The organism is Adhaeribacter radiodurans, from assembly GCF_014075995.1.
Taxonomy (GTDB): Bacteria; Bacteroidota; Bacteroidia; order Cytophagales; family Hymenobacteraceae; genus Adhaeribacter; species Adhaeribacter radiodurans.
Genome location: NZ_CP055153.1, coordinates 4,127,183 through 4,153,447 on the forward strand (window position 1 = coordinate 4,127,183; position 26,265 = coordinate 4,153,447).

The 26,265-nt window shown below is 41.7% G+C and carries 24 protein-coding genes; 10 read left to right on the forward strand and 14 right to left on the reverse strand.

The window, feature by feature from the left end:
• Positions 1-58 precede the first annotated feature (58 nt).
• Positions 59-313, forward strand: a complete 255-nt coding sequence (locus tag HUW48_RS16495; RefSeq protein ID WP_182416538.1) for a quinol oxidase subunit 4 — start codon at positions 59-61, stop codon at positions 311-313.
• Between the two features lie 301 nt (positions 314-614).
• The gene (locus HUW48_RS16500; protein ID WP_182411995.1) at positions 615-1,919 is read left to right on the forward strand and encodes an NCS2 family permease; all 1,305 of its coding nucleotides are present in this window, start codon (positions 615-617) and stop codon (positions 1,917-1,919) included.
• Positions 1,920-2,015: 96 nt separating this feature from the next.
• Here the strand turns inward: HUW48_RS16500 and HUW48_RS16505 are convergent, their stop codons facing one another.
• Both HUW48_RS16505 and HUW48_RS16510 read right to left on the reverse strand, forming a co-directional pair.
• On the reverse strand, positions 2,016-2,900 hold the full coding sequence (locus HUW48_RS16505; RefSeq protein ID WP_182411996.1) for a 3-keto-disaccharide hydrolase: 885 nt from the start codon (positions 2,898-2,900) through the stop codon (positions 2,016-2,018).
• 392 nt (positions 2,901-3,292) lie between these two features.
• Positions 3,293-3,661, reverse strand: coding sequence for a winged helix-turn-helix transcriptional regulator (locus tag HUW48_RS16510; protein WP_182411997.1), 369 nt, complete (start codon positions 3,659-3,661; stop codon positions 3,293-3,295).
• 87 nt (positions 3,662-3,748) lie between these two features.
• Here HUW48_RS16510 and HUW48_RS16515 point away from each other — a divergent pair, with 87 nt between their 5' ends.
• Positions 3,749-4,639 carry an NmrA family NAD(P)-binding protein gene (locus HUW48_RS16515; protein ID WP_182411998.1) on the forward strand — a complete coding sequence of 297 codons (891 nt, stop codon included), beginning with the start codon at positions 3,749-3,751 and terminating at the stop codon, positions 4,637-4,639.
• Between the two features lie 28 nt (positions 4,640-4,667).
• Here the strand turns inward: HUW48_RS16515 and HUW48_RS16520 are convergent, their stop codons facing one another.
• Positions 4,668-5,825, reverse strand: a complete 1,158-nt coding sequence (locus HUW48_RS16520) for a glycoside hydrolase family 5 protein (protein ID WP_182411999.1) — start codon at positions 5,823-5,825, stop codon at positions 4,668-4,670.
• A gap of 268 nt (positions 5,826-6,093) precedes the next feature.
• Between HUW48_RS16520 and HUW48_RS16525 the strand changes: the two genes are divergently transcribed.
• A complete protein-coding gene (locus tag HUW48_RS16525; protein ID WP_182412000.1) occupies positions 6,094-6,483 on the forward strand; it encodes a Dabb family protein in 390 nt (129 codons plus the stop codon).
• A gap of 542 nt (positions 6,484-7,025) precedes the next feature.
• Here the strand turns inward: HUW48_RS16525 and HUW48_RS27320 are convergent.
• From HUW48_RS27320 to HUW48_RS16535, 3 genes are all read right to left on the reverse strand, one after another.
• Positions 7,026-7,148: a hypothetical protein gene (locus tag HUW48_RS27320; RefSeq protein ID WP_262891449.1), complete on the reverse strand. Its 123-nt coding sequence runs from the start codon at positions 7,146-7,148 to the stop codon at positions 7,026-7,028.
• Positions 7,149-7,372: 224 nt separating this feature from the next.
• The gene (locus HUW48_RS16530; protein ID WP_182412001.1) at positions 7,373-7,885 is read right to left on the reverse strand and encodes a hypothetical protein; all 513 of its coding nucleotides are present in this window, start codon (positions 7,883-7,885) and stop codon (positions 7,373-7,375) included.
• 12 nt (positions 7,886-7,897) lie between these two features.
• Positions 7,898-9,052: a zinc-dependent alcohol dehydrogenase gene (locus HUW48_RS16535; protein ID WP_182412002.1), complete on the reverse strand. Its 1,155-nt coding sequence runs from the start codon at positions 9,050-9,052 to the stop codon at positions 7,898-7,900.
• Positions 9,053-9,876: 824 nt separating this feature from the next.
• Here HUW48_RS16535 and HUW48_RS16540 point away from each other — a divergent pair.
• Both HUW48_RS16540 and HUW48_RS16545 read left to right on the forward strand, forming a co-directional pair.
• A complete protein-coding gene (locus tag HUW48_RS16540; protein WP_182412003.1) occupies positions 9,877-10,788 on the forward strand; it encodes a cation diffusion facilitator family transporter in 912 nt (303 codons plus the stop codon).
• A gap of 137 nt (positions 10,789-10,925) precedes the next feature.
• Positions 10,926-11,162, forward strand: coding sequence for a hypothetical protein (locus HUW48_RS16545; RefSeq protein WP_182412004.1), 237 nt, complete (start codon positions 10,926-10,928; stop codon positions 11,160-11,162).
• Positions 11,163-11,607: 445 nt separating this feature from the next.
• Here the strand turns inward: HUW48_RS16545 and HUW48_RS16550 are convergent, their stop codons facing one another.
• The 5 genes from HUW48_RS16550 to HUW48_RS16570 all read right to left on the reverse strand — a co-directional run bounded on the left by HUW48_RS16550 (position 11,608) and on the right by HUW48_RS16570 (position 16,775).
• On the reverse strand, positions 11,608-13,800 hold the full coding sequence (locus HUW48_RS16550) for a xanthine dehydrogenase family protein molybdopterin-binding subunit (RefSeq protein WP_182412005.1): 2,193 nt from the start codon (positions 13,798-13,800) through the stop codon (positions 11,608-11,610).
• On the reverse strand, positions 13,793-14,290 hold the full coding sequence (locus tag HUW48_RS16555; protein WP_182412006.1) for a (2Fe-2S)-binding protein: 498 nt from the start codon (positions 14,288-14,290) through the stop codon (positions 13,793-13,795). The genes HUW48_RS16550 and HUW48_RS16555 overlap by 8 nt, the downstream gene beginning before the upstream one ends.
• Before the next feature lie 130 nt (positions 14,291-14,420).
• The gene (locus tag HUW48_RS16560; RefSeq protein ID WP_182412007.1) at positions 14,421-15,029 is read right to left on the reverse strand and encodes a bifunctional nuclease family protein; all 609 of its coding nucleotides are present in this window, start codon (positions 15,027-15,029) and stop codon (positions 14,421-14,423) included.
• 32 nt (positions 15,030-15,061) lie between these two features.
• On the reverse strand, positions 15,062-16,036 hold the full coding sequence (locus tag HUW48_RS16565) for an electron transfer flavoprotein subunit alpha/FixB family protein (protein ID WP_182412008.1): 975 nt from the start codon (positions 16,034-16,036) through the stop codon (positions 15,062-15,064).
• 1 nt (position 16,037) lies between these two features.
• Positions 16,038-16,775 carry an electron transfer flavoprotein subunit beta/FixA family protein gene (locus tag HUW48_RS16570; RefSeq protein WP_182412009.1) on the reverse strand — a complete coding sequence of 246 codons (738 nt, stop codon included), beginning with the start codon at positions 16,773-16,775 and terminating at the stop codon, positions 16,038-16,040.
• Between the two features lie 58 nt (positions 16,776-16,833).
• Here HUW48_RS16570 and HUW48_RS16575 point away from each other — a divergent pair, with 58 nt between their 5' ends.
• Positions 16,834-17,175, forward strand: coding sequence for a tetratricopeptide repeat protein (locus tag HUW48_RS16575; protein ID WP_182412010.1), 342 nt, complete (start codon positions 16,834-16,836; stop codon positions 17,173-17,175).
• Between the two features lie 193 nt (positions 17,176-17,368).
• Here HUW48_RS16575 and HUW48_RS16580 read toward each other — a convergent pair whose 3' ends face one another.
• The gene (locus HUW48_RS16580) at positions 17,369-17,827 is read right to left on the reverse strand and encodes a hypothetical protein (RefSeq protein ID WP_182412011.1); all 459 of its coding nucleotides are present in this window, start codon (positions 17,825-17,827) and stop codon (positions 17,369-17,371) included.
• A gap of 438 nt (positions 17,828-18,265) precedes the next feature.
• Here HUW48_RS16580 and HUW48_RS16585 point away from each other — a divergent pair, with 438 nt between their 5' ends.
• Genes HUW48_RS16585 through HUW48_RS16595 form a run of 3 tightly spaced genes read left to right on the forward strand, consistent with a single transcriptional unit; the run spans position 18,266 to position 23,797 of the window.
• Entirely contained in the window at positions 18,266-19,567 is a 1,302-nt protein-coding gene (locus tag HUW48_RS16585) for a TolC family protein (protein ID WP_182412012.1), read from the forward strand.
• Positions 19,568-19,569: 2 nt separating this feature from the next.
• Entirely contained in the window at positions 19,570-20,664 is a 1,095-nt protein-coding gene (locus tag HUW48_RS16590) for an efflux RND transporter periplasmic adaptor subunit (RefSeq protein ID WP_182412013.1), read from the forward strand.
• A 4-nt stretch (positions 20,665-20,668) separates the two neighbouring features.
• The gene (locus tag HUW48_RS16595) at positions 20,669-23,797 is read left to right on the forward strand and encodes an efflux RND transporter permease subunit (RefSeq protein WP_182412014.1); all 3,129 of its coding nucleotides are present in this window, start codon (positions 20,669-20,671) and stop codon (positions 23,795-23,797) included.
• A gap of 359 nt (positions 23,798-24,156) precedes the next feature.
• Here HUW48_RS16595 and HUW48_RS16600 read toward each other — a convergent pair whose 3' ends face one another.
• The gene (locus tag HUW48_RS16600) at positions 24,157-25,524 is read right to left on the reverse strand and encodes a sensor histidine kinase (protein WP_182412015.1); all 1,368 of its coding nucleotides are present in this window, start codon (positions 25,522-25,524) and stop codon (positions 24,157-24,159) included.
• Positions 25,521-26,204, reverse strand: coding sequence for a response regulator (locus HUW48_RS16605; RefSeq protein ID WP_182412016.1), 684 nt, complete (start codon positions 26,202-26,204; stop codon positions 25,521-25,523). The genes HUW48_RS16600 and HUW48_RS16605 overlap by 4 nt, the downstream gene beginning before the upstream one ends.
• Between the last annotated feature and the right edge of the window lie 61 nt (positions 26,205-26,265).

Sequence of the window (26,265 nt, forward strand, 5' to 3'; positions counted from 1 at the left end):
TACCTTAAAGATAGCCTTAATAGAAAGGAGTACTTGATAATGCTAAACTTATTCTTTTATGAAATTAAAAATCTGGTTTAAAACCTTTATTTTAGTTGTAATAAGCGCAGTAGTAGTTTGCTGTAAAACTACTATAGTTCGCACCTCTCATCCTGGTCCGGCGGTGGCACGATCACTACCTCCTGGGCAAGCCAAAAAAGTATATGGGCACCAATCCGCCAGAGCCTTTGCACCCGGACAACAGAAAAAGCAAAGTCAAAGAACTGTGATGGTGGTTAAAGCAGGCAAGCCTGTTAAAAACAAGAAAAAATAATTTTCAATTTCTAACTTAAAACCGGTAAACGCCTCCCTTAAAGAGGCTTATTTATTATATTATTTAATAAGTCCCCATTAATATAATCTACTGCAACTTGTAAAATTTACTAATTAGTAAAAATTCCTAAATCTAACTGCTAATAACTAATACCTAACATCTCTTTTTTCACTATTTCCAATTTCCGAAACTATACTGTTTAATAAGCAGCCTGGCAAAATAAATTGGGTAAACTGTTCCCGATAACTTATCTTTATTCGGTTCTGTTAGTACAATTGGTTAAACAAAAAGCCGTTCCGGAATGCCTTACTCCTTCCACCTTGCTCAAAACAAAACCAGGTTATCTACCGAAATTATTGCGGGTATTTCATCATTTCTGGCTACCTCGTACATTATTGTAGTGAATCCTAGTATTCTTAGCCAAACCGGAATGCCCTTTGCCGGCGTACTCACAGCTACCGTATTGGTTTGCTTTTGCAGTAGCCTGATGATGGGATTGTATGCCCGTAACCCCATATTAGTAGCTCCGGGAATGGGATTAAATGCTTTTTTCACGTTTTCGGCGGTGCTGGGCATGAAAGTACCGTGGCCGGTTGCCTTAGGAGCGGTGTTTTGGTCAGGTATTATTTTTTTACTATTATCTGTTTTTAACATCCGCACTTTTATTGTGCGGGCCATTCCCCGGCCTTTGCGTTACGCCATTGCCGCCGGAATTGGTTTATTTATTACGCTTATCGGGTTTTCCAACGCTAAATTTATTATTTCTAATCCAGCCACCATAATTGGCGTAAGCCCTTTAAATCCAGCGCTGCTTACTTTTTTAGCCGGTTTGCTTCTAACGGCATTACTCGTAACCCGGCAAGTGCCCGGAGCAATTTTGCTTGGCATTTTATTCACTACTTTAGTTGCTTACCCGCTTGGCCGTTGGTGGGCTCTTTCTTCCCCACCTTTAGTTAGTTTAAATGGTATTTTTGCCGCGCCCGATTTTAGTTTATTCCTGCGCCTGGATCTGCAGCATTCCTTACAATGGTCAGTGGTGCCGGTAATATTTGCCTTTGTTTTTACCGATTTGTTCGATAGCTTATCCACCTTGGTAGGTTTAGCAGAAGCCGCCAACTTGCTCGACGAAAACGGCGAACCTCGTCACGTAAAACGGGCCTTACTCACCGATGCCGTAGCAACCACACTGGCCGGACTGGTAGGTTCCAGCCCGGGCACTGCTTACATTGAATCAGCGGTGGGCATTGAGGCAGGCGGGCGAACCGGTTTGACCGCCGTTGTAGGGGCTATTCTGTTTTTACCCTTTCTGTTTCTAGCTCCCCTTTTATCGGTAATTCCGGCTATTGCTACTGCTCCGGCTTTGGTACTGGTAGGCGTTTTTATGATCCGGCCGGTTACTAAAATTAATTGGGGATTGCTGCACGAAGCTATTCCGGCCTTTTTGGCGATGGTGCTCATTCCGTTTACTTATTCCATTACCCAAGGTATTATCTGGGGCTTTTTGTCTTGGACTGCTCTAAAATTAGCTACAGGCAACCGTGCCGACATCAGCGCATCTTTGCTTGTAATCGATGCTTTTTGTATTCTGGCTTTGTTCCTGGCTTAACATAATATTTGCAATTCAGGTATTCACTCAACATAAAAACTTGAAAAAGTTTTGTAAGTACTTTTTCGATTTTCCCTGAATTTCAGTTCTGAGGTTCTATTTAGTAAAATAGGCGGCGTACTGTTTCGGAAGTTCGGGCAGATTTTTAATTTTAACGTCTTTGTAAAAAACCTCAGCGGCCTCGCTTTGCAGTTGCAGTTTACCCTTGGTAAGCGGAATAGTTTGGCCATTTTCTACGTAACGGGAATTTTGCAGTACCATTACTACTTGCCCGTTCACGATATGTAAACTTTTATCTCCGAAGCAAATCAGTTCAATTTCGTTCCACTCACCATGCGGCTTTTCCCGATCTTCGCTGCGCAAACAATAACCGCTGCGTTCGGTTCCTTTTCCCAAAGGTAAAAAGGGCTGATTGGCGCTCGCCACCGTGTTCATGTTTCCTTCGGGCAAGTAGGCCCGAATGTCGATAGCCGAAGAAGCAATGGTCCAGTAATCGCCCATGTGACCTTCCATAATCTGAAATTCTTGTCCTAACATCCAGGCGCGCCAGTAATCCTTCCCGCTTTCGCCAATAGAATGGTATAAAACGCCGGAATCCTTAAGCAAGTTGGTACGAGGCTCCCACTTTTTATCGCCCCACTTTACTTTCAGTTTTAAATGATAGTTTTGAAATTCTTGTTTCGTAAAAACGCAGCCATAAATCTCGCCGCTGACCCGCAATATCGGTTCGCCGTTTTCTTCTACTATTGAAAAAACGTTGCTGGTATTTTTGTTGTAGCCAATTGGCTGAATGGGCGTACCATCTGCATCTACCGGAACTTCACCTTTATAACCAACTTTGTGCTGGTAGCTCAGATACATTTCCCATTTACTTAAATCTTTGTCGAGCAAATTTTCCCAATCGTTTTTGGGATAAAAAGCACTTAGTCCGGCCAAGGCACCCACGAGCAGGACCAGTAATAACCCGTTCTTACTTTTCATATAAATTCTAATTAAAGGTGAAAAATTTCTCTAGCCAATTTCTAGAAAACGTTGAATCCATTGGATTGAACGTCAAACTATTGGCTTCTGAAGCTAAGCAGTAATAGAATTCAAAAGTAAGGGCAAGGAGCAGCCTGAATATGGTAAAAATCTATTTATTAATAGTAAATAAGATAGCGTAGAAGAGAGTGGAAGCTGGAATGAAATATAAAAAGCAGAATAGGAATAAAGTAAAGTTGCAGGCAGTTAAATACTTTACCTGCTGTTCTACCTTAATCTTTCATAAACTCATTAAGAATTAAGCACAAAACTTTACTAAAAGTATTTAAACGAATACCTTTAATTTAATAGTAAGTTGTTAAATGCAACCGCAATTAATATTTTGAATAAATTTATTGTAGAATACCTTCCGTTTCCCGATACTTCAATCCCCAACCGGCCATTTCATTAAATACCGGACCTAGTTCTAATCCGGAAGAAGTTAAACTGTATTCTACGTGTGGAGGTACTACAGCCAGAGCTTTGCGACATACCAGTTGATCGGCTTCGAGTTCTTTTAAATGCTGAATCAGCATTTTTTCGGTTATAGCCGGAATCAGTTTTTTCAATTCGCTGTAACGCCGGGGTCCGGGAAGCAAATTATAAATGATTAATGGTTTCCATCGGCCACCAATCTTACCTAAAGTATAAGTTACCGGGCAGGCAAACAAGGCCGTGGTTTTGTTGTTATGATTGGTAGAAGCTTCTTTTACTTTGGTCATAGCAGTTGATACCTACTTTAGGGTAAGTACTTGTAAAAAAGTAAGTACAAATATACTTTTGTTGCATCGATAAACAAAACAGAAACCATGAAATACGTTGTAACTGGTTCTTTAGGGCACATTAGTAAACCCTTAGCCGAGAAATTAATACAAGCTGGCCATCAGGTAACCATTATTAGCAGTTCTGCGGATAGAGCTGCCGAAATTGAGAAATTGGGAGCTACTGCTGCTATCGGCTCCATAGAAGATACAGCTTTTCTAAAACAGACTTTTACCGGGGCCGATGCAGTTTATACCATGATACCACCTACTATCACGGCCCCCGACTGGAAGCAGTACATTGCCAATGTAGGTAAAATTTACGCTGAGGCCATTCAGGCGTCCGGAGTGAAACACGTAGTAAACTTAAGCAGTATTGGTGCGCATATGTCCGAAGGCTGCGGCCCGGTAAGTGGTTTGCATTTCGCGGAGCAAGCCTTAAATAACCTGCAGAATGTTAATGTTTTACACTTACGGCCTGGCTATTTTTACTACAACTTTCTGGCGAATGCCGGCATGGTGAAGCACATGGGTATAATTGGCGGCAATTACGGACCAAACACCAAAATGGTATTAGCCGACACCAACGATATTGCCGAGGTAGCAGCCGAAGCATTATTAAATTTAAATTTTGCCGGGAAGAACATCCGGTATATTGTATCCGACGAACGTACTACGAAAGAGATAGCCGCCGTTTTTGGTGAAGCCATAGGTAAACCCGATTTACAATGGATTGATTTCTCCGACCAGGATACTTTAGGAGCAATGGTACAAAATGGTTTACCCGAAGAAATAGCTAAAAATTATACCGAAATGGGAGTGGCCCTTCGGAATGGCGAAATGGCAGCCGATTACTACCAGCAAAAACCAGTTCCTTTATCTAAAACCAAATTAGAAGATTTTGCACCCACCTTTGCTCAAGCATACGAACAAGCATAAAAAAAGGGGCTTTCGCCCCTTTTTCTATCTATAATTGTTTACCTGTTAGTATTTTAATCATTTCGGTTTGATGGTTTTCGCCTTGGTTGTTGGTGAAACCAAATCCCCCGCCTTTATAATCCCAGTTGGCCCAGGCTATATTATTTTTTTCCAGCGTCGTCACCATGTCCTGGTACCAGCGCAAGCGGTCGGCTTTGGGTGCGGTATTTAGGGCTCCCCACTCGCCACAATATAATTTTAGGCCGTGCTTACGGGCAAAGTCTAAAGGCTTCTGAAAATCTTGTTGTAGTTTCTGGGCGTTATACACCGTTTTCACGTGGCTCTTTTCGTAATCTGATACCAGGCTGGCAATATCGGCGGGTAAGGCTGCCAATTCTTCGTCGGTTACGGTGCGCCCCGGATAATGAACCGGACCATTGTATTTAGCAGTTTTGGTCCAACTGGCCTGATAATGCGTGAGCAGGAAAGGCAAGTAATAATGAAAACTTAACAGAATATTTTTGTCGTTGGTGGGTATGCGTAGTTTATCAAATTCGTCGTGCGATTGCCAACGGTTCGAACCCACTACAATTACCCGGTTTAATTCTTTTTCGCGGATTACCGCAATGGCTTTTTCAACAATTTTGTTCCAGTCTTCCGGATTATCGGCGACGGGTTCGTTCATTAACTCATAAGCTACCTGGTTAACCGGGTATTTATTCATTTCCGCAGAAAGATCGCGCCAACACTGATAAAAACGCTCCTGCGCGGCGGCTTGGGTAAAAAGAGGTTTTTCGGCAGCATTAAAATAATGGGAACGCAAAATGTGCAAGTCTACTATGGTCTTTAATTTGTATTTCTGACACCACTGTAAGGCATCGTGCAACAAGGCAAAAGCTTCGGGCTCTTTCTGTCCGGCTTCGTTCCACATTTGCATTTCGTCAATCGGTAGCCGGATGTGGTCAAAACCTAAACTCGCAATATTGGCTACATCTTTCTCCGTGAAAAAAGCTTTTCGTTCGGCTCCCAAGCGAGTACTCTGCGAAAGCCAATGGCTAATATTAGTACCCCGCTTAATATTAAATTGGGTAGTACTGGCTTTTTTTGTCTGGGCGTAAACTTGTTCCTTACTAAAAATTAAAAAGCTTAAACAAGCCAAAGCAAGGCAGCTTAATCGCAGAACCCGATTAAAAAGTAAATGTCTCATGAATAAAGTTTTTACTATTTCAGGTTTATAATAAACTAATTTTAAGAAAGGAAAACAAGAAAAATTAACTCCTATCTGTTTTAATATTGAGTCCTTTTTTTATTTAGTTACTTAATCTCTTTATTTTTCATCATACCCAGAGAAACACAGTTTTAAATTGAAGCAGGGATTTTCTATTTAGAGGGAAAACTATCATCTTGCTTTTTGTTTTATCTAATTCTCCAGGAATTAAGTTTACTTATTTGTTTTATTTTTCTATTCTTTCACCATGAGAAAACTACCCTATATAATTTTACTAATAGTGCTTTTTAGCGTATGTACCAATTTATTTTTGCAGGCAAATTCATCGGAAACAAAGAAACTGCGCCACGTAGTTGCTTTTAAGTTTAAACCCGGCATTACCCCTGAGCAAATGCAAAAAGCAACAAAAGACTTTCTTCAACTAAAAACGCGAATTCCGCAGATAATGGAATTAGAAGGTGGCCCGGATGTAGCCATTCAGAATAAAAACGGCAAGTTTACGCATTGTTTTGTGGTAACCGTTAAAAACCAGGAAGATTTAAATACTTATGGCGAACACCCCATTCATAAAGCCTTTAGCCAATCGGTAGATCCACTTTTGGCCGAAGTTATGGTTGTAGATTATTGGGCTGAATAATTTGACGGGTAATCTTTCTTTTAATCCACCTATTTATTTACTAAATGTTTAGTTTAAGTAGTTAGCTTTAGGAATTTTCACTTTCCCCACACCTTTGTTACCCAATAGTAAGCAGTAGTTGCTATAGCAGACTTTAATGTTGTTCTTTGGAGCCGGTTCCGGTCTCCAGGTTGCGGTGCTAACGTGTTTGACAAGCCTAAGTTTGCCTCGTGGCCGGCGGGCCTCGTTTGGCTCTTCCGCACTCGCTAGCCTTCCTTTCCTCGACTCCGTCGGCGGAATACTGCTGCGCAGTACCGGAATCCTAGCAGGTGCTCCACAGCCAAACTGGTATCAGTGCTTGTAGCTACTGTTTTTACTATTTAGTAGTACTATACTGTATTAAGCCGAATTTATCAGGATTTGCGTAGAGGTATAGCAGAACAGGAAGTTTCATTCCGTTAATTCTTGTCATTAGTAGCCGCCTATAAAAACCATTTTCTTCTTCTTAATATTAACAAAGTTAATTATACAAGCTGTGGAAGAAAAGTAGTAGCTACCAGCAACTAACACCAGTTTGGCTGTAGAGGGCCTTTTAGCGTTCCGGTGCTGCAAAGCAGCATGGCGCAACGCAGTGAGCCAAGGTTCGCTAAACCGCCCTCCACAGTTAAACGAGGCCCGCCGGCCACGAGGCAAACTTAGGCTTGTCAAATAAGTTAGCACCAGTACATGGAGCCTTGGAAAGGCTCCAAAGAAAACGCTTACTAGCAAGTAAAATCTATAATAGCTTTTTGATACGATTTGCCATCACTTTGAACAGATTAGGTTAGAAAGATAAACGAAAAAGAGCCATGGAATTAAACCATGGCTCATTGCTTATACATTGTAAAATTATTAAAGAAAATCAGCCAGGTTAATCATCATCCCCGTCATAATCATCTTTATCTTTTTTATTTAGTAAAACTACCACTCCGGCTACTAACGCGGCGGCTACGGCAAATTTGGTTATTAAACCTATTTTGTCGTGCTTCCATTCGGCATTGTACCCCTTTTCGGCGAAAATATTAGGTACGTGGCCCGTTTTAAAATCATCTATAATACCTTCTACCACGTTCACCCGGTCGGCTAAAATTAAAGGTAGCCAATGCAGGTAACTGTTTTCGCTGTATTTAAAAGCAAACCGACGAATTACACCGCTTAAACCAGAGGGAGGAACTGCCGTACCAAAAACTGCCGAAACATTAGGCCGTTCAATAGAATGCAGCACTTCTACATCTACAGGCTGTTGAGTAGGTCGTTCCCAGCTATAACCCGATTGCTCCGCATCGGTACGGTGGGGTTTCATGGGGTAAGTTGGATCGTTTTCCGGATCGGCATCAATGCCCCATCCTTTTATATGCGAATAATCTTTTCTTAAATTTTCCATAGTTGTTCAACTTTACATTCTGGCTGATGGGGGAATTAATACAGGTTTAATACAATTATCCAGCTTGGCCGAAAACAAACGGTAACCATCGGCCACGTCTTCTAAAGGAATACGGTGGGTAATCATGGCTTTCGGGTTTAAGATTCCGTTTTGCACGTGTTCGATCAAGCGCGGTAATAACCGTTTTACCGAAGCCTGATTAGCCCGGATGGTTAAACCTTTGTTCAGCACGTTACCAATAGGCACCAGGTTATCAGTTGGACCATAAACCCCCACCACGGAAACAATACCGCCTTTTTTCACGGAGTTAATCGCCCAGTGCAAAGCCGTAGCAGAACCTGCCTGCATTAAAGTTTTTCGACCGGTTATGGTTTGCATGGCATTACCAGCAGCTTCTGCTCCAACCGCATCAATTACTACATCGGCGCCCATCCAATCGGTAGTTTTTTTAATAAATACCACCGGGTCTTCCATTTCCCGGAAATTATAGGCCTCGCACTGCGCATAATTACGCACAAACTCCAACCGATAATCTACGTGGTCGATAACAATAACGCGCCCTGCTCCAAATAACCAGGAACATTTAGCTGCCATAATTCCTACTGGTCCGGCCCCAAATACTACCACAGTATCGCCCGGTTGAATACCACCCATTTCGGCAGCCTGATAACCGGTTGGCACTACGTCGGTGAGTAAAACGGCATCTTCCGGGTCCATGCCTTCGGGTATTACAGTTGGGCCCACGTTGGCATAAGGTACCCGCACGTATTCCGCCTGGCCGCCGTGAAACCCGCCGGCAGTATGCGAATAGCCAAAAATACCGCCTACAGCTGTTGCCATGGGGTTAGATTCGTGGCAGTTTCCAAATAATCCTTGTTTACAAAAATGACACTTGCCGCAGGCTATATTAAAGGGCACCAATACATGGTCCCCCACTTTTAATTTAGTTACTTCGGCACCAATTTCTTCTACTACCCCAATAAACTCGTGGCCAAAGGTGGTACCCACACGAGTATCGGGCACGTTGCCATTATATAAATGCAAATCGGACCCGCAAATACAAGAGCGAGTAACCCGAACAATAGCATCCTCTGGGTGCTTAATTTCGGGCATTGGTTTCTGAGTGACGCGAATCCGCTTCGGCCCTCGATAATCCATTGCTAGCATAGAAATCTTCCTTATTAGTTAGAATGAGAAATTTGTTTAGATTTAAAGCACGTTTTATTAGCACTTTAAATAGTTCCTACTCCGGAACAACCTTCTTGATTACTTAATTACCTGGTTAAAGGTTTAGCTAGAGATAGAATAAAATAGGACTATTTAAAAAGTTAAACGCTGATTTAAGACAATAAAAATCTTGTTTCAGGCTACACCGTTTACGGGTAAAATTTTTAAAAATAACAATCTTACTGAAACAGATAAGCATACACTAAAATCTTTAAACCGTGAAAATTCAGCAACTAAGCCGCCCTAAAAAGTACAAACTGTAAGTGCCCAAGCAGGTAAAAAATGAATACTAAGCTGAAAATTGGAAATTACTGGCTGTTAGCAGGCCTCAGGATTATTTTTATTTGCTGTAGCGAAATAAGACAACAAAAAAGCAAAGTTCTAAAAAAGACTTTACCTTAAAATCACCAAACTATCCGCTGCGTATCGAGCAAGATTTGGAATTAGTTATTTACAATTAAGTCAAGAAACAAAAGCGCAATAAAGTAAATCCGCGGGATTCTATAATTATCCTTCCAAAGGAAACTATTCTACTACCTAGCCAAATAGGTTCCTTCGAAAAAATAGAATCAATTCACTCATTTTTGTTCGGTTACTTACACTATTCATTACAAAGAATAAGGCTTCTTCAGAATTCTCTTATTCTTAATCTAAAACACACTTGTTCAAGTAATCTTATACTTACTTATAAAGTATTACAACGGGTAAACAAATAAACCGCAAAATAGTACACGTATGCAGGTTAATAAAACGTAGCTTCGGAAATGCCAGCCTCAAAAGTACCTTTGTATAGTGCCTTAGTGGCAAACTTAGCCATTGCTATTACTAAATTTATTGCTGCGAGCGTTACAGGTAGTTCGGCGATGGTTTCGGAAGGCATACACTCGGTAGTGGATACCACGAACGAGGTATTACTGCTATTTGGCATTGCGAAAAGTAAAAAACCAGCGAACGACAAACGACCTTTTGGTTACGGCAAGGAACTCTATTTTTGGGCATTTATTGTTTCTATTTTAATATTTGGGATTGGCGGAGGTATTTCTTTTTACGAAGGGGTTCAGCATTTACTCCACCCAGTACCCATAGAAGATCCTAAATGGAATTATATCGTGTTAGGAGCCGCCTTTGTTTTTGATGGTATTTCTTTTATTACTGCCCTAAAAGAATTTAACCGGCAACGTGGCAGCACCCGGTTTTGGAAAGCTGTTCGGCACAGCAAAGACCCTTCTACCTTTGTAGTATTGTTTGAAGATACAGCCGATTTATTAGGTTTAACCGTAGCTTTCCTGGGAGTATTTTTAGGGCATAATTACAACAATCCTTTATTTGATGGCCTTGCCTCCATTGTTATTGGTTTGATTCTGACAGCTATTTCGGGTTTGTTAGCGAAAGAAAGTCGGAGTTTGTTAATGGGAGAAAGCGCCGACCCCGAAGTTTTAGATGAAATAACCCAATTAACGGAAGCACACCCAACCGTTCAGAAAGTGCTGCGCCCGCTTTCTATGTACCTGGCTCCGGAAGAAATTATTTTGATTCTAATTGTAGCTTTTCGGGAAGAAGTTACCAGTGCGGAAGTTACTAAGGCTATCATTACTATCCGGCAAAATATTCAGGAACGTTTTCCATCGATTAAGCAAATATTCATCGAACCTGAAATGCTTTCTGCTGCTAGTTAAATGAAGAGCTTACTAATAAATTGTAAATAACAGGAATTAATATCAAATCGTATCTAAAAAGCTAACATAGATTTTGCTTGTTAGGAAGTGTTTTGTTTGGAGCCTTTTCAATACTCCAGGTAGCGGTGCTAACTTGTTTGAACCGGCTGAGTTTGCCTCCTGGCCGGCGGGCCTCGTTTGGCTCTTTCGGGCGGTTTAGCGAACCTTGGCTCACTCCGTTGTGCCATGCTGCTTTGCAGCACCGGAACGCTAAAAGGCCCTCTACAGCCAAACTGGTGTTAGTTGCTGGTAGCTACTACTTTTCTTCCACAGCTTGTATAATTAACTTTGTTAATATTAAGAAGAAGAAAATGGTTTTTATAGGCGGCTACTAATGACAAGAATTAACGGAATGAAACTTCCTGTTCTGCTATACCTCTACGCAGATCCTGATAAATTCGGCTTCATACAGTATAGTACTACTAAATAGTAATAACAGTAGTTACAAGCACTGATACCAGTTTGGCTGTGGAGCACCTGCTAGGATTCCGGTACTGCGCAGCAGTATTCCGCAGACGGAGCCGAGGAAAGGAAGACTAGCGAGTGCGAGAGAGCCAAACGAGGCTCGCCGGCCATGAGGCAAACTGGGTACCTGTCAAATTAGGTAGCACTGTAGCATGGAGGTTGGAACAGACTTCAAAGGACAACATTAAAGTCTATTATAACAACTACTGCTTACTATTGGGTATAAGTTCTAAAGAAATAAAAATTAAAGAGCCGTTCTTCTCTACAGAAAAGCGGCTCTTTCTTACAGAAACGCAATTTACGTACAATCAAAAATCAAACTTTTGAGAGATTAGTTAAATCAAACGGAAGCTTACGTACTCTTTTACCGGTAAGTGCAAAAACAGCATTGCATAATGCTGGTGCTACCGGCGGCAAGCCCGGCTCTCCTACTCCACCTGGCGCTTCAGTACTAGGCATAATATGGACTTCAATAACAGGCGTTTCGTTGATGCGCATTACCCGGTACTGGTGAAAGTTACTTTGTTGTACCCGACCGTTTTCCAAAGTTATGCCATCTTTAATGGCTGCAGTTAAACCCATAATTACGTTGCCCTCGGTTTGCGCTTTTACCGTATTTGGGTTAACCACCTGGCCGCAATCTATCACTGAAACTACTTTCTCTATTTTTACGCCGTTTTTATCTTTGGCTACTGTTACAGCATGCGCACAAATACTACCAAAAGATCGGGCAATGGCTATCCCCCGGGCTTTACCAGCCGGAAGCTTCTCGTTCCATTTAGCTTTTTCTCCGAGTAGTTTTAGCACATTGGCAAAACGCGGAGATTCATTTAGTAAATTTAACCGGAAAGTTAACGGGTCTTTACCAGCCGCGTGGGCTAATTCATCTACAAAACTCTCTTGCCCGAAAGCGCTGGTAGAGCTATACACAGAACGCCACCAAACAATTGGAATTTCCGTTTCGGCTAACACGAACCGATAGCCAGCATTAGTAAATTTATACGGACTATCCGTTGGGTTAATAGACTCCATGGTCCATTCATCGGCCTCGTTTTCCTTTAACTTTTTACCCCCGAATGCCTGCGTTTGATGCACAATAGAAGACCCTACCACTTTATGTTCAAAAGCTATTACCTGGCCGTTTTTATCTATGCCCCCTCGCATGGCACTCAGCATACCCGGCCGGAAAGGTCCTTGTATAGTATCGTCTTCGCGGGTCCAGATAAGTTTTACCGGGGCTTTTACCTGTTTCGATAAGTTAACCGCTTCGAGCAAATAGTCAAAGTAAGCTTTACGGCCAAACGCTCCGCCGAGAAAAGGAACGTGTACTTTTACGTTTTCGGGAGAAATATTTAAATATTCGGCCACTTGTGCCGCCGCTAAATCCGGAGCTTGCACCGGTGCCCATATTTCACAAGCGCCCTCAGTAACGTGAGCGGTTGCATTTTCCGGTTCCATGGGAGCATGGGCCAGAAATGGCGTTTCGTAGTGTGCTTCTATTTTTTTAAAGGCCGCAGTAAGCCCTTCGTTTACGTTACCTTTTTGCAAAAACTCTGCTCCTTCGTTTTTAGAAAGCTGGCGCAAACGGTTAAAATATTCCGTAGTACTGAGTTCCGAAGCCGTTTCAGGCTCCCACGAAACCTTTAAAGCTTTACGTCCTTTCAGGGCAGCAAAATAGGTATCGGCGATTACAGCTACTCCCTGGGTAGAACGGTGCGGCATTTTTCTTTCTGATACTACAACGTGTTTCACCCCGGCTATTGCTTTAGCATTCGCATCCTCCAAATTAGTAACTTTCCCAAAAATAAAAGGTGCCCTTTCTATGGAAGCATATAACATACCGGGCACTTTTACATCCATGCCAAACTGAGCAGAACCATCTACTTTAGCCGGAATATCCGGTCGGAGAGCTGACTTACCAAGTATTTTAAAATCTTTCGGATCTTTCAGCTTTGGTTCTTTGGGTACTTCTAGTTTAGAAGCTTCCTCTACCAATTCGGCGTAAGTAAGTTTCTTACCGCTTGATTTGTGGTAAACAGCAGCATTTTCAGCGTAACAATCGGCTTCGTTTACTTGCCAGTGCTGAGCAGCGGCTTTTACCAACATTTCCCTCACGGCTGCTCCGGCTTTCCGTAAAGGCTCCCAGGATGTGCGTACACTACTGCTACCCCCACTTAATTGAAAACCATACTTTTTCCGGCCATCGGTGGGTAAAATAGAAACCTGGTCCAGACTTACTTCCAATTCTTCGGCTAGTAATGCCGGCATAGCCTGAAAAGTACCCTGCCCCATTTCGGGTCGGGCGTTAAATAAAGTAATTTTACCGGCTGTATCGATTAATATAAAGGGGCTGAACTCTAAATCCAGAACAGCGGGAGAAGCTAACTTTTTAAGTGTAGCAGCATTGCCTACATTGGGTAAGGAGAACCCAAGCGCCAGGAAAGCTCCGGATAAACCAGCCGATTTTAAAAATTTTCGGCGCGAAACGGTATTTTCTACATTATCCATCCTTCAGAGTTTTTAAGGTTGTGTTAGAAGCTACCATTTTTTTAGCGGCGGCCTGAATAGCCTGACGAATACGCGGATAGGTACCGCACCGGCAAATATTTCCCTGCATGGCAGCGTCAATATCGGCGTTGGTGGGTTTTACGTTTTTGTTTAGCAGAGCAACGGCCGACATAATTTGTCCGGATTGGCAATAACCGCACTGCGGAACCTGGCTCTCAATCCAGGCTTGTTGTACCGGGTGGGTACGGTTCGTAGAAATTCCTTCGATGGTAGTAATTTTTTTACCAACTACCGCCGAAACGGGTAATACGCAGGAACGGGTGGCATTGCCGTCCAGGTGAATGGTGCAGGCACCGCATTGTGCCATACCGCACCCAAACTTAGTACCCGTTAAACCCACAATATCCCGAATAACCCATAGCAGCGGCATTTCCGGATCCGCTTCAACGGTATGGAACTTATTATTGATTGTTAGCGAAAGGGTGGCCATTAAAAAATCGTTTAAAGTGAAACAGAAGAACTGACTTACAATGCTTTAAGTTAAGAAAGCCCAGCAAACAAAAAAAGCCTCTTTAACTTATATTTGTTAAAGAGGCTTTTAATAAGGTACTTGTATAAATTTAACTCCTTTTATTTAACTCATCGCGAATTTTAGCAGCCCGCTCGTAATCTTCTTTATCCAGAGCTTCAATTAACATTTTGTTTAATTCTTCTACGGATACCTCCTTAATATTTTCCTTACTGCTTTCGTAAACCGGTTCAGCTTTACTGCTGCTACTTGTCAGGTCGGTATCCTCTTCTTCCTCCTCTTCTTCTAAGTCGCTCAGAATAATGCCCGCTTCCGATAAAACACTTTCTACGGTATAAATATTTACCCCAAAACGTAAACCAATGGCAATAGCATCGGAAGGACGTGAATCCAACTCAAACTCGCGTGCGCCATCGGAACATATAATTTTAGAATAAAAGACGCCTTCTTTTAAGTCAGAAATCAAGACTTCTTTTACTATAATTCTTACTTGCTGGGCAAAAGACTTAAATAAATCGTGCGTTAAAGGCCGGTTTGGATTAATTTTTTCAATCTGGATCGCAATAGATTGAGCCTCGAACATTCCAATAATAATTGGTAACCGGCGGTTACCATCTTTTTCTCCTAAAACCAGCGCAAATGATCCGGATTGTGACTGGCTGGATGATAATCCTAATATTTCTAACTGAATTTTTTTCACAGTTTTTCGTCTAGTGTGGTGTGTTCTGCTAATTATTTTGCCAGAGCTTTCGCCTCCTCAATAAGTTTGGGTACAACCTCAAATATATCTCCTACTATTCCGTAATCAGCGGCTTTAAAAAAAGGGGCTTCCGGATCTTTGTTAATAACGACAATTACTTTAGAAGAGTTTACACCCGCCAGATGCTGAATGGCACCAGAAATACCAACCGCAATATACAAATTAGGGCTAATAGTAATACCCGTTTGGCCAACGTGCTCGTGGTGTGGGCGCCAACCCACATCGGCTACTGGTTTAGAACAGGCGGTAGCTGCTCCCAAGGCTTTGGCCAAATCTTCAATTAAGTGCCAGTTTTCCGGACCTCGCATGCCGCGCCCACCCGAAACTACAATATCGGCCTCGGTCAGCAATACATCTCCGGTAGCCCGCACGGTTTCCTGGGGAACTCCATTTAAATCTGCATCGGTTAAGGCAGTAGTAAAAGTTTCTATTGCTGCTTCTCCGGAACCAGTTTCTTTTACTTCAATGCTATTTTTTTTAATTGCGATTATCTTGGTAGAAGCACTTAAGTTTTCTTCGGCAAACGCTTTTCCGGAAAAAACGCTTTTTTTTACTTTTAAGGTATCGCCTGAAATCTCGGGCAAGGCCACTACATTAGCCGCGTAGCAGGCTTGCAAACGCGCAGCTAGCCGGGCACCAATTCCGGATCCAATATTGGTATTAGACAGTATAATTACCGAGGCATTTTCTTTTTCGGCGGCGGCGGCAACTACTTTGGTATATGCCTGACTCACATAATCTTTTAAACGGGGTTCCTCATCTACCAATACTTTTGCTGCACCGTATTTACCCAGGCTTTTTAACTCTTCGGTAGCTACTTCCCCAATGGCAATTGCTACAATCTCCGTACCTAAGCTAGCGGCCACTTGCTGGCCATAACAAGCTGCTTCGAACGAAGATTTTTTTACTTTACCATCCGCACATTCTATAAATACTAAAACCGACATATTAAATTACTTTTGCTTCGTTTCTTAACAACGTAATTAGTTCGCCGGCATTGGCCGGATCGATTAACTTTACTCCTGATTTTTTCTCCGGCAGCGTGTACGCTTCGGTTTTAGTTTTCACATCACTGCTTATAGGCTCTACAACGTTTAAAGGTTTCGTCCGGGCCGTCATAATGCCGCGCATGTTCGGAATGCGAGGTTCGCTCATGGGTTGTTGCGCACTGGCTACCAAGGGTAAATTTACCTGCATAATTTCTTTTCCGCCTTCAATTTCCCGCTCCAGGGTAGCTGTTGTTCCGGTTACGTCCAGCTTAATGGCTGGAACAATGGCTGGCCAGCCTAATAGTTCGGCTACCATTCCGTGCACCTGAAACCCGTTATAATCTACCGATTCTTTTCCCATTAAAATTAAATCATAACCACCTTCTTTTGCGTATTGGGCAATTTGCTGCGCAACAAAAAACGCATCCGTAGGTTTAGCATTTACCCGAATGGCATCGTCGGCGCCAATGGCTAAGGCTTTCCGAATATTTGCTTCTGTATCAGCTAATCCTACATTTAGCACAGTTACGGTACCGCCCTGGCTTTCTTTTAGTTCAATAGCCCGGGTTAAGGCATATTCGTCGTATGGATTTATTACGAATTGTACGCCAGCAGTGTTAAGTTCTTTATTATCAGGAGTGAAAGAAATTTTAGTAGTGGTATCGGGAACGTTACTTATACAAACTAAAATCTTCATCGACGAATTGTTTACGTAGAAAAATTAAATTTGCGCAAAGTTATAAAAATAAGCTAGAATGGAAAGGAACCAAACCAGATTAGACCAACTTTTCGAGTTTTACCGCGAAGATCCCAACGATGCATTTACGCTTTATGCTATTGCTACGGAATACCTAAAAATTGATCCGCATAAAGCCATGGAATATTATCAAAAACTTTTGCAGGACCACGAAAACTATATAGGCACGTATTATCATGCCGGGAGGTTACACGAATCTTTCGGGGAAAAAGAACAGGCCGAGCAAATTTACAAAAAAGGAATGCGCAAAAGTCAGCAGGAAGGTAACCGGCACGCCTATTCAGAATTGCAACAAGCTTATAACCGGCTAATGGGATTGGATTACGAAGACGATGAATAAACTTTAAAGCTACTCCTCAAAAGTAGCTTTACTTATATCTGTATAAAGGACGTATCTTTTAATACTTTGCTCAGGACAAAGCAAAGAAAAACCATCCGAAACACAGCTATGTAATTAGATAGGCTTTCTGGTTAAGTAGTAAACTTAAGTAATTCTAAGAAAGAAAACCTGAATGACCAGTATAGAAATAAATTTAATTCGGTTTAGAGTTAAACATTAATATACTGCTATTAATACGATTAATTTGCTCAATCAGGATTAAATCTTCAGAGGCTAAACTTGCGAGGGAATCGGGTGCACCTAAGTTATTTTTCTGGCTTTTGGGAGCAGGTTCAATCAGATCCAAATTTACTCCTTCGGCGGAGGCGGTTAACACAATGTGTTCGTGCATGCACGTGCCAGAAAAAGTAAAATTTAAAGTATAATCCCCTAAAACCAGGCTAATCGGCCAATCGGCAGTGCTGCCTTGCGCCCGCAATTGACTTACTAATTGTAGTACCGCATCGAACGATTGCACATCGGCTACCGAAATAAGAGATCGATGTAATATTTCGCGCGGCTCAAATCGTAAATTGGTATATAATATCTTTTCTACGAAATAGCCATTATTACATAATAAAACCAATTCTCCCTTGGGTAAACTGTTTCTCATTTTCAAAAAATTATGGTTAGTGCGTATTTCCCTGTTTACTAAAAAGTATTAGCTACTATTAGAGGCTAAGTACTTTTTACCCTCTACTCATAAGTACTAATTTTGGCCTTACGTAAAATGTTAACAAAAAGTTAATATATAATATGTAATTTCTATTAACTCATTCATAACAAGCACTTAATAATTTTTTAAATTACTAGCTAAAAGATTTTAACCTGCTCTTATTTGATTAGTAACCAGCTTTAATTGCTAAAGAAACGAGAGCAGTGGCATTCTTTACTATAATTTACTACTTGTTAATTCGATTAAATTTTTGCTCCGTTTTCAACTACAAGTACATTTCTCAAATATTTATCAATTCTAATCCTATTCTAATGTGCTTCTAATCCGGCTCTAATGTGGCCGGTATACTTTTGCTGCGTGGTTTACAAACAACGTATGCAAAGGCTTTTCCTATTTTTATTATTTATCGTAACCTGCGGAGGCCGATTAATGGCCCAAACGGCTCCTTTATCCGCAGCCCGCACCGATACCCTGCGGGTAACTATCAGCGAGGCCGAAAAATTGTTTACACAAAATAACCTTTCCCTGCTATCCCAAAAAATACAGGTAAATGCCGCCGAAGCAGCTATAATTCAGGCACGTTTATTTAATAATCCCACCATCAGCGTAGAGCAAAATATTTACAATCCCCAAAATAACCGGGAATTTGATGTGAGTAAATCCGGACAATTGATTGTTCAGGTGCAGCAATTATTTCAGTTGGCCGGTAAGCGTAATAAACGGATTGCGGTAGAACAATTAAACGCCCGCTTAACCGAATACCAATATTTTGATTTATTACGCAGCTTGCGCTTTGAATTGCGTACCTCCATGCTGGAGTTATCGTTTTTGCTGCAAAATTCAAAAATTTACTCCGACCGGATTGAACCGGTACGTAAACTGGTTAACGCCTTCGAAACCCAATACAACAAAGGTAATGTAGCTTTAAAAGAAGTTACGCGCTTAAAAGCCCTGATATTTTCGCTCGAAAATCAACGACTTGATTTGCTTACCCAAATTAACCAACACCAGGCTGATTTAGGTATTCTGCTACACGTACAACCCAATGTATTTGTATTGCCGGTAATTAACCAAAAGCAACTAGACCAGGCCAGCACTCAGTTAAACTTACCCGAATTGTTGCAAACGGCTACTCAAAACCGCTTCGATTTAAAAATTTATGAAACCGGCATTGCCCAACAGGAAGCAAATGTAGTTTACCAAAAATCCTTAGCTGTTCCGGATTTAACTTTGGGTGGCGTGTACGACCGGCAAGGTTCTTTTGTGCGCGATTATACCGGTTTGCAGGCGGCCATAAGTTTACCTGTTTTTAACCGGAACCAAGGAGGCATTAAAATCGCCGACCAACTGCTTCAAAAAAGCAAACTCGACTACGAACAGTACCAAAACCAGGTAGAACAAGATGTGGTGACGGCTTACAACCACGCTGTAACGACGAATAAACTTTACTCAAATTTTGATGCTAAATTCTCGCAGGATTTCGACAAATTAATGACTGGTATTACTTCCAGTTTTAGTAAACGAAATATTAGTCTGATAGAATTTATCGACTATTACGAAACCTACACCGAAAGCATTAGCCAAATGCTGCAATTGCAAACCAACCGGGCCCGCGCCTTAGAAGAAGTAAATTTTGCGGTAGGTACTCCCATCTTAAAATTAGATAAACCAAATTAATCATGAAAAACATTTTAATGGGCAGTTGCCTGATAATGGCGACTGCCTTTTTTTCCGGAGGTTGCCAACAAAGCCACGGAGAAATTGAAAAAAGCGATTTGGGATTTTGCCTCTCCGACACCATCAGCAGTATGATTAAACTCGATACTGCCCGGGTACAGGAAGTACAAAACGAATTAAAGCTTTCGGGCAAAGTTACCTTCGACGAGCAAAAAGTTTTTAAAATATACCCTTTGGTAGGCGGTAACGTGATAGACGTTAAAGCAGAACTTGGCGACCAGGTAAAGCAAGGCCAGGTGCTGGCAGTAATTCACAGTAGCGAAATAGCCGATTTTGAACAGCAACTTACCAATGCCCAATCGAATCTGCTGCTTGCCGATAAAAATTTGAGCACCGCCGAAGACATGTATAAATCCGGCTTAACCTCGGAGCGGGATTATGTAATTGCCCAGAAAGAAAAAAGTAAAGCTCAGGCCGAGGTAAAGCGGATAAACGAAATTTTTAAAATTTATAACATTGGTAAGGCTTCGGATTATGTGGTAAAAGCGCCGGCCTCGGGATTTCTGGTAGAAAAAAAGATTAACCGCGATATGCAAATCCGGCCCGATAATACTGATAATATTTTTACTATTTCTAACCTGAACGATATCTGGGTTTTGGCTAATGTATACGAAACCGATATTGCTAAAATAAAAGAAGGCTACAAAGCTACCATTTCGGTTTTAAGTTACCCCGACAAAGTATTTACCGGAAAGGTAGACAAAATTTATAATGTGCTCGATCCGGAAACCCGGGTTATGAAAGTGCGGATTAAATTAGACAATTCTGATTTTGCTTTAAAACCAGAAATGTTTGCCAATGTTACCATTCACTACCCCGAAGATAAGCACATGGTGGCAGTACCGGCTAGATCCGTCATTTTTGATAAAAACCGCAATTTTATCATGGTGTACCGCAAGCGTTGCGACATTGATACCCGCCCAGTAGAATTGTACAAAACCGTAAACCAGACCGCTTACGTGCAGACCGGCCTTAAACCCGGCGAAACAGTTATTTCCGATTACCAATTACTCGTTTACGACGCTTTGAACGATTAACCTTATGAATAAATTTATCTCCGGGCTGGTGGCCTTTTCTTTAAAAAACCGGCCTTTTATTTTCTTTGCTACCGCTGTTTTAGCGATAGCAGGTTTTTACTCTTTTCAGAAAACTCCCATTGAAGCCTTTCCGGATGTAACCAACACGCAAATTATTGTAGTTACCGAATGGAATGGCCGCAGCGCCGAAGAAATAGAGCGTTTTGTTACCACTCCCATCGAAATTGCCATGAACTCGGTGCAGCGCAAAACTAATGTGCGCTCTATTTCCATGTTTGGATTATCGGTAATGAAAATTATTTTCGACGACGATGTAGATGATTTTTTCGCCCGGCAACAGGTAAACAATTTATTAGCCAACGTATCACTGCCAGATGGAGTTGATCCCGTGGTACAGCCGCCTTACGGACCTACCGGTGAAATTTTCCGGTATACCCTAGAAAGCAAACAACGTAATTCGCGCGATTTACTAACCTACCAGAATTGGGTAGTAGACCGCCAGTTGCGCAGCTTGCCCGGGGTAGCCGATATAGTAACTTTTGGTGGCGAAGAAAAAACCTACGAGGTAAGCGTTAATCCTTCTTTACTGGCTAAATACAACATTACTCCCCTGGAAGTATTTAACGCTGTTTCTAAAAGTAATATAAACGTGGGGGGCGATGTAATTGAAAAAAACGGTCAGGCATACGTAGTGCGCGGAGTAGGTTTGCTCAACAGCATGACCGACATTGAAACAATTATCGTCGATAATATTAATGGCACGCCCATTATGGTTAGGAACGTAGCCGATGTGCGGGAAGCCGCTGCGCCCCGGGTGGGCCAGGCGGGCAAAGGTACCAACGACGACGTTGTGGAAGGAATTGTAGTAATGCGGAAAGGTGAAAACCCCACCGAGGTTTTAGCCCGGGTTAAAGATAAAATTAAAGAACTCAACTCCGATGTGTTACCGGCCGATGTAAAAATAGCAACTTTCTACGACCGCGATAACCTAATGGCCTTTTGCACCGAAACCGTAATGCACAATTTGGCCGAAGGTATTATTCTGGTAACCGTAGTTGTATTCATTTTCATGGCCGATTGGCGCACTACGCTTATTGTATCCATTATTATTCCTTTAGCACTGCTATTTGCTTTTATATGCATGCGCATTAAGGGCATGTCGGCCAATTTACTATCACTGGGGGCAGTAGATTTCGGGATAATTATAGATGGTGCGGTAGTAATGGTAGAAGGCTTATTTGTGGTACTCGACCGTAAGGCGCGCGAAGTAGGAATGGATAAATTTAATCGTTTATCTAAGCTTGGGTTGATTAAAAAAACCGGATCTGAAATGGCAAAGGCCATCTTCTTCTCCAAATTAATTATTATTACGGCCCTGCTTCCTATATTTTCCTTTGAAAAGGTAGAAGGTAAAATGTTCTCGCCGTTAGCATTTACCCTTGGTTTTGCCTTACTGGGAGCCTTATTATTTACTTTAACCTTGGTACCGGTTTTAGCCAGTATTTTGTTGAACAAAAATGTGCGCGAAAAACACAACCCTATAGTTTTATATCTGGAACGGGGGGTAACCAAATGCTTTAACTTTACCTACCGCTTTAAAAAAGCTAGCATTGGAGTTGCCTTGGTAATTTTAGCGCTTTCTATGTTTTCTTTTAAATTTTTAGGCTCGGAGTTTTTACCGCAACTCAACGAAGGCTCCTTGTGGGTAGAAGCCAAACTGCCCATGAGTAACTCTCTACCCGAAACAGTGGCCATGGTTAGTAAAATCCGGCATAAAATCCGGCAGTTCCCGGAAGTACAAGATGTGCTTTCGCAAACCGGCCGCTCCAACGATGGCACCGATCCTTCTGGGTTTTATTACGTGCAATGCCAGGTAAATCTGTATCCGAAAAAAGCATGGAAGCGCCACATAACCCAAGACCAGTTAATTGAGCAAATAGATGCGCAACTGCGGCAATACCCCGGCATTGTGTATAATTATTCGCAACCTATTATCGATAACGTGGCTGAAGCCGTTGCCGGTATAAATGCTTCTTTAGCGGTAAAAATATTTGGCTCCGATTTAGAAGAATTAGACCATAAAGCCGATGAAGTACTAAAAGTATTACAGAAGGTACCAGGAGTAAAAGACTTAGGTGTTTTGCGCAACATTGGGCAACCGGAACTCGCCATTGTTTTAAACGAAGAAAAAATGGCTACTTACGGCGTGCAAAAAGCCGATGCGCAGGCCGTAATAGAAATGGCGATTGGCGGTAAGGCAGCCACCCAGCTTTTCGAGAACGAGAAGAAATTTGATGTCCGCATTCGCTATCCCAAACAATACCGCACCGACGAAACTGACATTGGCGATTTAAAAGTACCTACCATTCACGGCAGTAAAATTCCCTTACGCGAAATTGCCGATATAAAAAGTAATACCGGCGCTGCCTTTATTTACCGCGACAACAACCAGCGCTTCGTGGCCATTAAATTTTCTATCCGGGAACGCGATTTAGGTAGTACAATTAAAGAAGCGCAGCAAAAAGTACAAAACGTGGTGAAATTATCGAAAGGTTACCACATCCAATGGAGCGGTGAGTTTGAAAACCAGGTGCGCGCCACGCACCGGCTGACGCAGGTAGTACCCGTAAGTTTGCTCATTATTTTTCTGATTCTGTTTATCATGTTTAGCAATATGCTGGATGCCGCCCTGGTGCTTTTAAATGTGCCTTTTGCCCTTATTGGCGGCATATTGGCACTGCATGTAACAGGTACGGTATTTAGTATTTCGGCCGGGATCGGTTTTATTGCGCTCTTTGGCTTGTGCGTGCAGAATGGGGTGATCTTAATTTCGGTATTCAAGAAAAATATAAAAGATAAACTTCCGCTTGGGCAGGCCATTTACGAAGGAGTTCGGGCCCGCACCCGACCCGTTGTAATGACGGCTCTTATGGCTATGATTGGTTTAATGCCGGCAGCTATATCTACAGGTATTGGTTCCGAAACGCAAAAACCTTTGGCTATTGTGGTAATTGGCGGCTTAATCAGTGGTACCATTTTAACGTTGCTCATTTTCCCGCTAATTTTTGATATAGTTTACAATCGCAAGCAACAACGTTTGGAGAAAAAACAGCGACGGTTAGTCACCGCTTAATGATTAACTTTTTATTTTGATTTGGTTTATAAGGATAAAGGAGGAAGCTACTGGCTTCCTTTTTTATTTACTAAAAACTTTGGCTGGAATTAAGTAAAAAGACACAAGTATCAAGATAGTAGATGTTAGACTTCTACGAGGTTAAATGTTTGATTATTAATATATCACCACCACAACTTCGACATCCAGTATAGAAAATTAATTTTGTCTAGTTACTTATATTATTTAAATAGTTGCAGGTAACTGGTCAAGATTAATTTAGTAAATTTTTGGGTGGCATTGTAATAACAAACTACGTTTCAATTGTTTAATTACACAAAAGTCTAACATCTACTATCTTGATACTTGTATCTCCTTATTTAGCTACCGGCTGGTAAAGTAATTTGTACCAAAGTACCGTGGTTTAATTCGGAAGCTATTTGAATTTGCCCGTGATGGCGGAGAATAATCTTTTGGCTAAGGGCTAAACCCACCCCTGTACCTTTAATACCGCGGGCATTAGCCGCCCGGTAAAAAGGATCGAATATTTTATCTAAATCCGCCGGTGGAATTCCTATACCCTGGTCCTGCACTTGCACATGTAGCAGGTTATTCTGATAGAATAGCTGCAATTGCACCGCTTTTCCGTTAGAGAATTTATGGGCATTTTCGAGCACATTTAATAAGGCGGCTTTTAGTAAATCGCGATTGCCGGTTACCTCTAAAACAGTTGCCTGTTCGGGCATATTTTTGAAAGATACCTTTATATTATTATGCGGGTATAAGCGATCCATTTCAGCTTTTAATTCCAGTACTAAATCATCCAGAAGAAATTTTTCTGATCTCTGACTGCTATTTTCGTAGTCTGTTTGGGCCAGATTAAGTAAATCTTTGGTAAGCTTCTCTAAACGGTCGGCCTCGTTTTGCAGCGTTAATAACGATTCTTTGTATTCAGCTGGTGCCCGTTCGCGACTTAGAGTTACTTCAATTTCGCCGCTAATGGCTGTGAGCGGATTACGAAGCTCGTGGGAAGCGTTGGATATAAAATTTTGCTGCATTTCAAAAGCAGTCTCTAAGCGGTCCAGCATCTGGTTAAAGGTTTTAGCCAATCGTCCGAATTCATCCTGGCCGTTACCTTCTTTGAGCCGGCGGTGCAAATTAGTTATCCGGATATCGTTTACTTCGGCTACCATTTCCGAAACCGGGTTTAATACCAAAAAGGTAAAAAACCTACCAATCAGAAATACAACCAGACTACCAGCCAAAAAACTTATAATAAGCACCTGGCGCAAATTATTTATTTTACGGTGGCCAGTTACATCTACCGCCGAAACAAAAATGTAAAACTGGCCTTGGTTATCCTGATACAAAAACCCAATCCCTTGCCTGGTACCGCGCGCAAATTGAATATATTTACGTTTAGCAATTTGATCAAAAGCTCTTAATGGAGCAATAAAAGGATATTGATCCTGGATAAAACGTGGTTTTTTATCTTGATCAAAAATATCAATGGACTCCTGATGTAAATTCTGAAAAAATTTGCGGCGTATTTTTTCGAAAGAATTATTACTTATTTCATCTTGTTCCAGATAGAGTTGCGCAATAATATACCCGCGTTCATGTAGCCGGTCATAAAACTCTACTTTGCGGTACTGCTCCGAAGAGTAGTAAATTATCAGGAAAGAAACGAATAGAATTCCGGCAATTAATAAGGTAAAAGTTAAGGTAAGGCGGGAACGGATACTCATAAATCGCCGGCGTCTTTGAGTATATACCCCATCCCAATTACTGTATGAATAAGCTTGGGCGAAAAGTCTTTATCAATTTTGTTACGCAGGTAATTTACGTACACATCTACTACGTTAGAATTTAAATCAAAATTAACTTCCCATACGTTTTCGAGTAAACTCAACCGCGACAATACCTTGCCTTTATTCCGCAAAAAATGTTCTAATAATGTAAATTCGCGGGCGGTAAGCATAATAGGTTTGTCGCCTCGGATAACAGTTTTTGTTTCCAGATTAAGCTGTAAATCGGCAATGGTGAGTACTTCGGTTTCTTCGGCTACATGCCGTCGGCGATGCAGTGCCCGCACGCGGGCCAGCAATTCCCTAAATTTAAAAGGCTTAGTTAAATAATCATCTGCCCCGGCATCTAGGCCGGTTACCACATCGCTGGTGGTACCTAAGGCCGTAAGCATCAACACAGGTGTTTTTTTATCCTGTACGCGAATCTGTTTACATACTTCTATCCCGTTCAGGTTAGGCAAAATTACGTCTAATATTATTAAGTCGTAGGAGTTTTGGGTAGCTAAGCTTTTCCCCGTAATTCCATCGTAAGCCACTTCTACTTCGTAAGCTTGTTCCAGCAAACCTTTTTTTATAAATGCGGCCACATTAGGTTCATCTTCTACGAGTAAAATATGCATGAGTTAATCTAAAATTAATACGCCCCAAATTAGTAAATAATACGCCTTTTTTATCAGCAGT

What these genes read in the sequence shown, in the direction of transcription:
- HUW48_RS16510 (WP_182411997.1), bottom strand. Translation starts at nt 3,661, where the DNA reads ATGACCAAAGTAAAAGAAGCTTCTACCAATCATAACAACAAAACCACG.
- HUW48_RS16500 (WP_182411995.1), top strand. Translation starts at nt 615, where the DNA reads ATGCCTTACTCCTTCCACCTTGCTCAAAACAAAACCAGGTTATCTACC.
- HUW48_RS16520 (WP_182411999.1), bottom strand. Translation starts at nt 5,825, where the DNA reads ATGAGACATTTACTTTTTAATCGGGTTCTGCGATTAAGCTGCCTTGCT.
- HUW48_RS16540 (WP_182412003.1), top strand. Translation starts at nt 9,877, where the DNA reads ATGCCAGCCTCAAAAGTACCTTTGTATAGTGCCTTAGTGGCAAACTTA.
- HUW48_RS16535 (WP_182412002.1), bottom strand. Translation starts at nt 9,052, where the DNA reads ATGCTAGCAATGGATTATCGAGGGCCGAAGCGGATTCGCGTCACTCAG.
- HUW48_RS16515 (WP_182411998.1), top strand. Translation starts at nt 3,749, where the DNA reads ATGAAATACGTTGTAACTGGTTCTTTAGGGCACATTAGTAAACCCTTA.
- HUW48_RS16585 (WP_182412012.1), top strand. Translation starts at nt 18,266, where the DNA reads ATGCAAAGGCTTTTCCTATTTTTATTATTTATCGTAACCTGCGGAGGC.
- HUW48_RS16505 (WP_182411996.1), bottom strand. Translation starts at nt 2,900, where the DNA reads ATGAAAAGTAAGAACGGGTTATTACTGGTCCTGCTCGTGGGTGCCTTG.
- HUW48_RS16575 (WP_182412010.1), top strand. Translation starts at nt 16,834, where the DNA reads ATGGAAAGGAACCAAACCAGATTAGACCAACTTTTCGAGTTTTACCGC.
- HUW48_RS16590 (WP_182412013.1), top strand. Translation starts at nt 19,570, where the DNA reads ATGAAAAACATTTTAATGGGCAGTTGCCTGATAATGGCGACTGCCTTT.
- HUW48_RS16600 (WP_182412015.1), bottom strand. Translation starts at nt 25,524, where the DNA reads ATGAGTATCCGTTCCCGCCTTACCTTAACTTTTACCTTATTAATTGCC.
- HUW48_RS16605 (WP_182412016.1), bottom strand. Translation starts at nt 26,204, where the DNA reads ATGCATATTTTACTCGTAGAAGATGAACCTAATGTGGCCGCATTTATA.
- HUW48_RS16565 (WP_182412008.1), bottom strand. Translation starts at nt 16,036, where the DNA reads ATGTCGGTTTTAGTATTTATAGAATGTGCGGATGGTAAAGTAAAAAAA.
- HUW48_RS16530 (WP_182412001.1), bottom strand. Translation starts at nt 7,885, where the DNA reads ATGGAAAATTTAAGAAAAGATTATTCGCATATAAAAGGATGGGGCATT.
- HUW48_RS16570 (WP_182412009.1), bottom strand. Translation starts at nt 16,775, where the DNA reads ATGAAGATTTTAGTTTGTATAAGTAACGTTCCCGATACCACTACTAAA.
- HUW48_RS16550 (WP_182412005.1), bottom strand. Translation starts at nt 13,800, where the DNA reads ATGGATAATGTAGAAAATACCGTTTCGCGCCGAAAATTTTTAAAATCG.
- HUW48_RS16525 (WP_182412000.1), top strand. Translation starts at nt 6,094, where the DNA reads ATGAGAAAACTACCCTATATAATTTTACTAATAGTGCTTTTTAGCGTA.
- HUW48_RS16595 (WP_182412014.1), top strand. Translation starts at nt 20,669, where the DNA reads ATGAATAAATTTATCTCCGGGCTGGTGGCCTTTTCTTTAAAAAACCGG.
- HUW48_RS16495 (WP_182416538.1), top strand. Translation starts at nt 59, where the DNA reads ATGAAATTAAAAATCTGGTTTAAAACCTTTATTTTAGTTGTAATAAGC.
- HUW48_RS16555 (WP_182412006.1), bottom strand. Translation starts at nt 14,290, where the DNA reads ATGGCCACCCTTTCGCTAACAATCAATAATAAGTTCCATACCGTTGAA.
- HUW48_RS16580 (WP_182412011.1), bottom strand. Translation starts at nt 17,827, where the DNA reads ATGAGAAACAGTTTACCCAAGGGAGAATTGGTTTTATTATGTAATAAT.